Genomic DNA, 9,169 nt, shown 5'->3' with positions numbered 1-9,169 from the left:
AAGCTGGGGCATTCCGGTCATCTTTGAGAAAGAAAACATTGACACCTCGAATATGAACAGCGAGATGATCCTCACCTGCCTGAGTTCTTTCGCCCAGGCCGAGAGCGAATCCATCAGCGGCAACGTGACCAAGGGTATACGCATGGGCTACCGGCAGGGCCGGTTCAGTTTCCGATATAAGAACTTCTTGGGCTATCGCAAAGGGCCGGATGGTGAGCCGGAAATCGTGCCTGAAGAAGCGAAGATCATCCGGCTGATCGCTCAGAATTACTTAAATGGCGATAGCCTGCGTACCATAAAGAAAACATTGGAGAGCATGGGTGTTCCAACCGCCACCGGCAATCAAAACTGGAGCACGGAAGCCATCCAACGCATCCTACAGAACGAGAAGTACATGGGTGACGTCCTGCTGCAGAAAACCTACACGGCAGATTTCATTGAAGGCAAGGTCAAGAAGAACAATGGAGAACTCCCTCAGTACTACATCAAGGACAATCATCCGGCCATTATTCCGAGGGAAATGATGCCCACTGCCAGGCTGATACTAATGAGAAGGACTAAGCCTTTTGGAAGCATGCCAAGTAATCCAGCGGCAGTGGTAACGACAGCATGGTTTAGCATATCGCCCCGCAGGAAAAAAGCCTCCAAAAAGAGCAGTATCCCCAACGGCGGGATCAGAAAACCGGTAAACCGGGTGACCTTTCGCATCGAAGAAAGCAGCTCAGAATGAACGCCACGCAGTCTTTTGGCTTCACAGGCAATTTTAGCTGCGTAATTCTCCGCTCCTACATGCTCCACACAAGTTTTGCATTTACCGCTGATGATGAAGCTGCCGGAAAGAAGGTGATCGCCGACAGACTTTGGTACGGGGTCGGACTCTCCGGTCAAAAGGGATTCGTTTACTTCTACCTCCCCCGCTAGAATAACCGAGTCGGAGCAGACTTGCTTTCCAGATTCTAATGCAACGACGTCTTCTTCCACCAGCTCCTGCACAGGGATTTCAGAGGCCTTCCCATCGCGGATAACCTTCGCTGTGGGCGCCGATAAAAGTGAAAGTTTCTCCACCAATTTCTTGGCATGAAGCTCCTGCACAATGCCGATCAGCGTATTCAGGGCGATGATCAGGATAAAGAGCAGGTTGGACCATGCTCCCACGAGAGCCAGAGCAATGGCGATCATCACATTAAATAAATTAAACAGGGTGCAGATATTATCCTTCAAAATTTGGTTTGTCGACTTTGTGACCTTTTCCGGCTGGATATTCTGCTTCCCATTTTCTTTCTTGGTCTGAACTTGTTCGGAAGTAAGCCCGGACAAATGTGAAGGTTTATAAAAATCCTCCATATGAAACATCTCCGTTTTCTTTCAATTTATGAATTTAGCGTATTCCACAGGGTTAAAAATCGAATAAATCAACGTTAAACAGTTTATAAACCAGCATTCGTTTTTCCAGTTTATAAAAATGTTATCTTTTGGAAAGGCATTATTTAAAACTTTTCTGTATGAATAAAAGGCCAGGGGATTTCCCTGGCCTTTCAAAGATTATCGGCTACACAATATCCCGCTGAGCCGCTTTCAGCTGATATTGCGTTTCTGGTTACGCTTTTTTTGACCCTGCCCGGTTCCTTTTATCCATCTTTACTTTTTTATACTGGACTTCCGACAATTTTTGTTCGCAAAAGATCATACGGGCAGATTGTACTAAAGAAAGCAAGCAAAAGGCAATCATCAAAACGGTGGAAATACTCAGTCCTAAAAAGTTCATATATGGGTTGTACCAATCCAGAACTTCAATCACGATAAAGATTAAAGCAAGCACAATAAGCGTGTGTGGGATAATTCTAAAAATTTTTGTCATTTTACTGCACCTCTCCAAAATACAGGCAGTCTACAATTTGATGTTTGGAACTGTATGGATGATTTACTACCTGATCTCCCATGGTCATGAAGGTAGAGTGCCCACCGTCTAGATTGTAGGCAGCTGAACAGCCTAGACTTTCAAAAATCTGCGCTAGCTCTGGCAGCGTCATTCCTCTAGAATAACCCGTTTGACGGCCGTCAACTACCACAAAGCAATAATGTCCGGGCTCATAATAGCCAATTGCACTTCTTGGATGTGATTCGCGAATGTAGCTCCAGGTATTGAAGAGACTTAAAGCTTTTCCTTGATTGTCTAGCAGATTGGGTCCAAAGGTCCAGGATTGGTAAGCGCCGTCTTTCATGACCTGCTGGAGATTAAATTGATCGGGGGAATATGTCTTCATTTCCCCATTTTTATATAAGATACAGACATCTGAATTGGTAGGTTCTGCCCGGTAAAGGATACCATTGCGAATCAAAACACCGGCAGTGTGCTGACGATTGTAACAATAGGAATCACCGTTCATGGCGAGAACCGAATTTACATCACGGCTCATATTGGTAAGATGCTCGGTATATGGAAAAGGAACACAAGTGACGATTTCTATTCCTTTTAAGAGATCTTGACTGAGCAGGCATTCTTTATTTTGTTATAATTGTGGTTGAAAAATGAGAAAAAACTCATTTCTTTTTCATGATGCTATCATCTGAAGCAGCTAACTTTATAAACAGAAGTGGAATGCTGGACACTCCACTTCCTCAAATTATTATAAGGAGTGTTTTTAGATGTTAGGCAACGATTACAAATGGAATGAACGTTTTAAAAATTTCAAGGGTACTGCACCTGAACAAGATGGAAAAAACGCCTCTTTAACCCATTGGAGAGAAATACCCGCAATTCCTGTGGTATCCTCCGAAGGCGGGATAGATGGTAAAGTAGCCCAAAGGAAGCCTGGATTTAAAGAGATGAAAATCGCTATGTGCTATATTTTGGCTGGAGCAATTCTAGGTGCGGGAATATTATATGGAGCTGGAAAAATTCCAGGAACCGCAGCGCAGGTTAATCTGAGTAGCCGTACCGTGCAGCAGGTATCCGTAAAAGCAGTTGACAGCTCAATGAAGATGTCAACGGCTGAAGTCTATGCGGCAAATGTCAACAGTGTGGTATCTATCAACTGTTCCGGAGCTACTACAAACTATTTCGGCCAGTCGGTTCCATATGCTTCCTCTGGTTCTGGCTTTATTATCACCAATGATGGTTACATCATGACAAATGCACATGTAGTTGATGGAACAAACAATATTAAGGTCACCCTTTATTCTGGTTCTACTTATGATGCTACAGTTGTAGGCAGTGATACAGATTACGATATTGCAGTATTAAAGATCAACGCGAACGGTTTATCTGCGGTTACAATAGGTGATTCCTCTGGAGTGAACGTAGGAGATTTTGCGCTTGTCATTGGAAATCCATTGGGAGAACTTACCTTTTCAATGAGCAGCGGAATTATCTCCTGTGCAAATCGTACGATCAATATTTCGGGAGTTCCCTACCAAATGATTCAAGTGGATACTTCTATTAATGCGGGAAATTCCGGTGGCCCTCTTTTAAATGAGTATGGCGAAGTAATTGGGGTGGTTTCCGCTAAATATTCCAGTTATGCCACGAATCCTGTGGAAGGACTCGGATTTGCAATTCCCATCAATGATGCCTTTTCGGTTGCCAAGGATCTTATGACTAATAAAAGTGTGACCAATAAGGCATGTATTGGCATCACAGCAGCAACCCTTCCACAAGCCTTTGCTCAGCAAAATGGGCTGCGTGGAGGGGTATATGTATATTCGGCCGATAAAGGTAGCGCAGCTGAAACAGCAGGATTACAAAGTGGTGATGTGATTGTCAAAATGGATGGGACAAATATAACCTCAATGCAAGAGCTCTCTGCTGTTAAGAAGCCTCACAGTGCAGGCGATACTGTAAAAGTCGAAATTATTCGAAATAATCAAATACTTCAGCTATCGTTGACATTTGAAGCGCAACCCTCACTTTCTTCTCAGAGCAATTAAAACAGTCTTAAAAATAGAAGAAGTTACTATGTGAAAATATTGTTTATAAGGTGTAAATTACAGTAAAGGCCGTTGGCTATAGCCAACGGCCTTTACTGTAGGTGATAAAATTTAATATCTGGGGAAAACCCTTAAAGGAAGAGTTTTTTAATCGTTGTCCTTAAAATGACGGTGAACACTCCTATCGGTTAGCTCCATAAATTCGATAAAGTTTCCATCGGGATCCTGGAGCCAAGCGCATTTTGAGTTACAACAGGCGACAAAAGCGGTATCAAGTGGCTTATCTTTGGCAAGAGCGCCTTCTGGACCGTTATAGCACAGCACACCGCGGGTTTTCAGTTCAGCCAGTACCGCATCCAGATCATCCACTTGAAGAGAAATATGGAAAAAACTCTGGCCGGGTTGTTGCGAAATATTCTTGGATGGGAATAACTCGATAAACTGCTCGTGGGCGGCCTCAAGGTATTGAATCCAGATTGAACCATCGTCATTTTTAAAATTAAATGCTTTTCGCATTCCCAATTTGTTGCAATAAAAATCTAAGGATTTTTCCAGGTCATTGACATGTTATTAATTTAGTATGTAGTAAAAAGTTGTTTTGGCTCTGATGAAAAAAGGCCTCCCGATATATGACATCGGAAGGCTTTAAAGAATCTATTGTTAGAAATAGATTTTATTTTTTAGGAAAGGGACTTTACAAGAACATGCGTTCAGATATATAATAAAGAAAACGAATGTTTTTTCGAGGTGATCTTATGGAACGGGTCATTCTTCACTGTGATCTGAACAATTTCTATGCCTCGGTAGAATGCGCGCAAAATGAATCTTTACGGCAGGTTCCTATGGCGGTCTGTGGCAGGGAGGACGAGCGTCATGGCATTGTACTAGCAAAAAACGAACTAGCCAAACAGTTTGACATCTGCACCGGAGAACCGGTGTGGCAAGCCCGCCGCAAATGTCCGGAATTGGTGATTGTACCGCCCCATCCCAGGGAATACCTGCGCTATTCCAAAATGGTACAGGAAATCTACAGCCGTTATACCGATTTGGTGCAGCCTTTTGGCATTGACGAATGCTGGTTGGATATAACAGGAAGCCAGCGGCTTTTTGGAGGCGGGGAGGAAATCGCTTATCAGATCAAAGATACGGTAAAGAAAGAAACGGGACTGTGCATTTCGGTGGGGGTCAGCTTCAATAAAATTTTTGCCAAATTGGGAAGTGACTTAAAAAAGCCGGATGCGGTTACCGTCATCTCCCGGGAGGACTTCCGCCAAAAAATATGGGGCCTTCCGGCCGCCGATCTGCTGGGAGTGGGCCATCATACGGACAAACGTCTACAGAGTGTGGGGATTTCCTGTATCGGGGATATAGCAGCGGCGGATTGCAGTTATATGAAACGACTTTTGGGAAAAAATGGGGAGCTGCTTTGGCTATACGCCAGGGGGGAGGACCGAAGCCCTGTCACTCCTGTAGGATATGAACCGCCGATTAAAAGCATCGGACGCAGTACCACCTGCACCGCTAACCTGGAAAATATGGAGGAAGTAAAAAAGGTAGTATTGGCCCTCAGTGAGGAGGTGTGCAGGGAATTGCGCAGGCATCAGTGCAAGGCCTCGGTGGTAACGGCCCATGTAAAGGACACGAGTTTACAGGTATGGGAATACAGCGGCCACTTCTTTACACCAGAGCGTACAGTGGCGGAATTTTCCAAGACGGCCACCCGGCTCATTGAGGAACATTACAGATGGAACCGGGACATCCGTGCCGTGGGCGTCCGGGCTTGTAAGCTAACGGATGACATATTTTGCGGGCAAACTTGTTTGGGACAGGACCCTTACGCACAGGAAAAGACCGAAAGGCTGGAAAAAAGCATCGATCATGTGCGGGAGAAATATGGAAAAAAATCAGTGATGCGGGCCACCCTCTTGGGAAGGACCAAAATTGCCGATTTTGACAGGAAGATCAGGACACTTCCGGGAAATATAATGTAAAGACGAAAACCTATACAGGATAAAAGGGACAGGGAGTGCCTGAAGGCACTCCCTGTCCCTTTTTAGATTTGTATTGTGGAATGGATGATTACAGCATCTCATACCCGCTGATGAGCACCGGCATCTTTAGAATACCTAGCTCCTTTTCCAGAAGAACACCGTTGCGTTTGGGATAATCAAAACCATAGCTCGCTTTGATGCACTGGGAGATAAACTGAACAGCCCGGTCAATGGCGACGGGCAGACTGTCTCCCTGCAGGAGGCTCCCGATAACAACACTGGCGAAGGTATCTCCAGTGCCGGGATAGGAGGCGGGAATGTACCGGCATCCCACCTTCCAAAAGGCGTGATTTCTTCTGTCATAGGCCACTACATTGGTGTTGCCGGAAGACTGTTCCTCCGGAGCACTGGTGATGATGACAACATCCGGCCCCATCTCGCTGAGACGGAGCAACCACTGCTTGATTTCTTCATCGCTGATCCTGTCTTTGCAGGATTCTCCCAATAAAAAGGCGGCTTCGGTGAAGTTAGGGGTAATGATATCCGCCTTGGCAATCAGCCCTTTCATCTGGGGAATGATCTCTTCGGTCATGGAGCTGTAAAGGGAGCCGTTATCCCCCATGACAGGATCTACCACCACCAAATTATCCGGAGTACCGAAATAGTCTATGAAATCGGCCACAATATGGATCTGCCGGGTGGAGCCCAGAAATCCGGAGTAGACACAATCGAAATGAAGTCCCAGCCGCTTCCAGTGATCGATATATTCCTCCATAGAATCGGTGAGATCCACAAAGCTGTAGTGGTCGAAGCCGCCGGTATGATTGGAGAGGATCGCTGTGGGCAGGGGACAGACCTGTACGCCCATTGTGGATAGGGTGGGGATGATCGAACAGAGAGACGCCCTTCCAAATCCCGATAAATCGTGGATTGCCGCTACTTTTTTGATAGAATCTTCCACATTTACCATCCTTTTAGTATTATTTGATATAATTTATACAATTAGTAAGCCTATTTGCGTCGGAAAGAAAGAATTCCTTTATAATCGACACATTCCACACGAGAATCATGCCGCAGCTTGTCGAGGATACTGTTCTTGTTGGAGACACAGCGGCTTTCCAGAAAACTTGCCACCTCAAACTGGTTCATAGGGTGCCGGGCAATAATAGAAAGGATGGCCTCATAATCATCTGGGATCTCGCTGAAGAAGGACCCGGCGCTGAGCATATCAATGGAGATGGCACCCAGCTTTTCCACTGCGTATTGAATGGAGTCTGGAGAAGCGACCCGAACATCCGGTTCAGCCGGGGGACGGACTGGGGTGTTGATATACACCCGGTCATAGCGGATCTTTTGAAGGATCTGGGCAAAGTGATCAATAGAATCCTGACTGTCGTTAACGCCTCCGCAGAGCATAATTTCCACCCAGAGTTGTCCGGTATACTCATGGGAGAAATCCACAAGGCCCTGCTGGATTTTCTGAAAGTCCAGGGATCCCAAGGGACGGTCGACGGCCCGGAAGGTTTCTTCATCCCAAGCATCCAGAGAGGGGAGGACAATGTCACATTGCGCCAGCTCTTTCCGCACCTGGGGGTCCCAGAGCAGAGCGCCGTTGGTGATGACGGCCACCGGCTTATCTGTGCGCTGTTTTACCTGATCGATTAATTCCCCCAGCCCAGCGTAAAGGGTAGGTTCTCCCTCCCCGACAATGGTAACGACGTCAAATTTATCCGCATCCTTAAGATACAGTTCGAATTCTCTGATGATTTCTTCCACCGGATAAAACGCCTGGCGATTGCCGGTCATATGATTGGTACGTCCCAGCTGGCAGTAGGTACAGGAATAGTTGCAGGTTTTAGGCGGAATGGGGCTCAGTCCCAAAGAATTTCCCAACCGCCGGGAGGGGACAGGCCCAAAAGCGTGTTGCAACGGCTCCATCATGATCACCTCATTTAGAATAGATATAAAAAGCAGAGGGGAATTGCCCTCTGCCTATAGAAATTCCTGCGGATTATATCTCTTTTTCAATTTTTGAAAGGTCAAAGGGAGTGCTTTGATAGACAAAATAGTTGAGCCAGTTGGAAAAAAGAAGGTTGGCATGTCCGCGCCAGATATGTAACGGCGTTTTTTGGGGGTCATCGCCAGGGAAATAATATTTCGGTACCTGGATCGGCAACCCCAGATTCACATCCCGGAAATACTCGGTAGCCAAGGTGTCCCGGTCGTATTCAGAATGTCCGGTGACAAAAAACTGACGTCCGTTTTTCTTTCCTACTATATAAATACCAGCCTCTTCCGACTCCGCTAGAATCTCCAGCTTAGAATGCTTTTCAATATCTTCCCTCAGAATGGTGGTGTGGCGGGAATGAGGCGCCATAAACCGCTCATCAAATCCTCGGAGCAGAGGGTGGTCAGGCACCAAGGTAGTGTGGGGAAAGATACCAAACATCTTATGGGGGAGGGGATGCTTGGGAATACCATAATGATAGTAAAGTCCAGCCTGGGCACCCCAGCAGATATGGGAGGTAGAATAAACATTGGTTTTACTCCAAGCCATAATCTGGCAAAGTTCCGGCCAATAATCTACCTCTTCAAAATCCATCTGCTCTACCGGCGCGCCGGTGATAATCATACCGTCAAAGCGCTCATCCTTGATGTCGTCAAAGGTTTTATAGAATTTGAGCAGATGCTCGCTGGGGGTATTCTTAGAAACATGGGAAGCAGTGAGCAGGAGCTCAATATCCACCTGGATCGGGGAATTGCTCAGTAGCCGCAGAAGCTGCGTTTCTGTTTCAATTTTTTTAGGCATCAGATTAAGGATCACGATGCGTAGCGGCCGAATATCCTGATGAGTAGCGCGATGCTCATTGATGACAAAGATATTTTCACTTTCTAGTACGGCCTGCGCGGGCAATCCGTCAGGAATATTGATTGGCATAATTTCCTCCGTCTTGTGGCAATCTACTAATATTATATAGGGATTAGTTCAATTATAACCATTCACTTGCCTGATTACAAGAGAGAAAATCCTTGACGAGAAGCAAGAGATATGCAATCATGGGATAAAAAGTGGAGAAAAATAAGGAAGAATCGAGAGAAAGATAAGATTTTGAAAAAAAGATCAAATTTTTGGCCAAAAAGGTATTGACTACCGAAACAAGCTATGCTAAAATAAACAAGCTGTCTCGGAGAGAGGGCCGGGAGGCCGGAAAAGAGCTGAGATAGCGAAAAAAGATTTGGGAAATATATTG

The 9,169-nt window shown here is 45.7% G+C and carries 9 protein-coding genes and 1 pseudogene; 3 read left to right on the top strand and 7 right to left on the bottom strand.

Annotation, left to right across the window (positions count from 1 at the left end; all coding sequences use genetic code 11):
* Nucleotides 1-52: 52 nt before the first annotated feature.
* Nucleotides 53-466, top strand: a pseudogene (locus ACZ25G_RS01150) (recombinase family protein); the annotation flags it as partial.
* Between the two features lie 29 nt (nucleotides 467-495).
* Here the strand turns inward: ACZ25G_RS01150 and ACZ25G_RS01145 are convergent.
* From ACZ25G_RS01145 to ACZ25G_RS01135, 3 genes are all read right to left on the bottom strand, one after another.
* Complete coding sequence (locus ACZ25G_RS01145) at nucleotides 496-1,221, bottom strand: P-type ATPase actuator domain-containing protein (RefSeq protein ID WP_463681248.1); 726 nt, start codon at nucleotides 1,219-1,221, stop codon at nucleotides 496-498.
* A 376-nt stretch (nucleotides 1,222-1,597) separates the two neighbouring features.
* On the bottom strand, nucleotides 1,598-1,858 hold the full coding sequence (locus ACZ25G_RS01140; RefSeq protein ID WP_463681247.1) for a hypothetical protein: 261 nt from the start codon (nucleotides 1,856-1,858) through the stop codon (nucleotides 1,598-1,600).
* Nucleotide 1,859: 1 nt separating this feature from the next.
* A complete protein-coding gene (locus tag ACZ25G_RS01135) occupies nucleotides 1,860-2,387 on the bottom strand; it encodes a phosphodiester glycosidase family protein (RefSeq protein ID WP_463681246.1) in 528 nt (175 codons plus the stop codon).
* Nucleotides 2,388-2,646: 259 nt separating this feature from the next.
* Between ACZ25G_RS01135 and ACZ25G_RS01130 the strand changes: the two genes are divergently transcribed.
* Complete coding sequence (locus ACZ25G_RS01130; protein WP_463681245.1) at nucleotides 2,647-3,927, top strand: S1C family serine protease; 1,281 nt, start codon at nucleotides 2,647-2,649, stop codon at nucleotides 3,925-3,927.
* A gap of 147 nt (nucleotides 3,928-4,074) precedes the next feature.
* On the opposite strand, the gene ACZ25G_RS01125 is transcribed toward ACZ25G_RS01130, so the two are convergent.
* Nucleotides 4,075-4,482, bottom strand: coding sequence for a VOC family protein (locus ACZ25G_RS01125; protein ID WP_191483249.1), 408 nt, complete (start codon nucleotides 4,480-4,482; stop codon nucleotides 4,075-4,077).
* A 200-nt stretch (nucleotides 4,483-4,682) separates the two neighbouring features.
* Between ACZ25G_RS01125 and ACZ25G_RS01120 the strand changes: the two genes are divergently transcribed.
* On the top strand, nucleotides 4,683-5,918 hold the full coding sequence (locus ACZ25G_RS01120; RefSeq protein ID WP_463681244.1) for a DNA polymerase Y family protein: 1,236 nt from the start codon (nucleotides 4,683-4,685) through the stop codon (nucleotides 5,916-5,918).
* An 88-nt stretch (nucleotides 5,919-6,006) separates the two neighbouring features.
* On the opposite strand, the gene ACZ25G_RS01115 is transcribed toward ACZ25G_RS01120, so the two are convergent.
* The 3 genes from ACZ25G_RS01115 to metA all read right to left on the bottom strand — a co-directional run bounded on the left by ACZ25G_RS01115 (nucleotide 6,007) and on the right by metA (nucleotide 8,856).
* Nucleotides 6,007-6,888, bottom strand: coding sequence for a pyridoxamine kinase (locus ACZ25G_RS01115; RefSeq protein WP_462933622.1), 882 nt, complete (start codon nucleotides 6,886-6,888; stop codon nucleotides 6,007-6,009).
* Between the two features lie 41 nt (nucleotides 6,889-6,929).
* The gene (locus tag ACZ25G_RS01110; protein WP_463681243.1) at nucleotides 6,930-7,856 is read right to left on the bottom strand and encodes a radical SAM protein; all 927 of its coding nucleotides are present in this window, start codon (nucleotides 7,854-7,856) and stop codon (nucleotides 6,930-6,932) included.
* Nucleotides 7,857-7,929: 73 nt separating this feature from the next.
* Entirely contained in the window at nucleotides 7,930-8,856 is a 927-nt protein-coding gene (metA, locus tag ACZ25G_RS01105; protein ID WP_463681242.1) for a homoserine O-acetyltransferase MetA, read from the bottom strand.
* Nucleotides 8,857-9,169: the final 313 nt, after the last annotated feature.

This window comes from Zongyangia sp., from assembly GCF_965361945.1.
This window is presented reverse-complemented; position numbering and strand designations above follow the sequence as displayed.

Excerpts from the sequence above, each read along its gene's own strand:
- ACZ25G_RS01130 (WP_463681245.1), top strand. The coding sequence starts at position 2,647 with ATGTTAGGCAACGATTACAAATGGAATGAACGTTTTAAAAATTTCAAG.
- ACZ25G_RS01120 (WP_463681244.1), top strand. The coding sequence starts at position 4,683 with ATGGAACGGGTCATTCTTCACTGTGATCTGAACAATTTCTATGCCTCG.
- ACZ25G_RS01115 (WP_462933622.1), bottom strand. The coding sequence starts at position 6,888 with ATGGTAAATGTGGAAGATTCTATCAAAAAAGTAGCGGCAATCCACGAT.
- ACZ25G_RS01110 (WP_463681243.1), bottom strand. The coding sequence starts at position 7,856 with ATGGAGCCGTTGCAACACGCTTTTGGGCCTGTCCCCTCCCGGCGGTTG.
- ACZ25G_RS01135 (WP_463681246.1), bottom strand. The coding sequence starts at position 2,387 with ATGAACGGTGATTCCTATTGTTACAATCGTCAGCACACTGCCGGTGTT.
- ACZ25G_RS01140 (WP_463681247.1), bottom strand. The coding sequence starts at position 1,858 with ATGACAAAAATTTTTAGAATTATCCCACACACGCTTATTGTGCTTGCT.
- metA (WP_463681242.1), bottom strand. The coding sequence starts at position 8,856 with ATGCCAATCAATATTCCTGACGGATTGCCCGCGCAGGCCGTACTAGAA.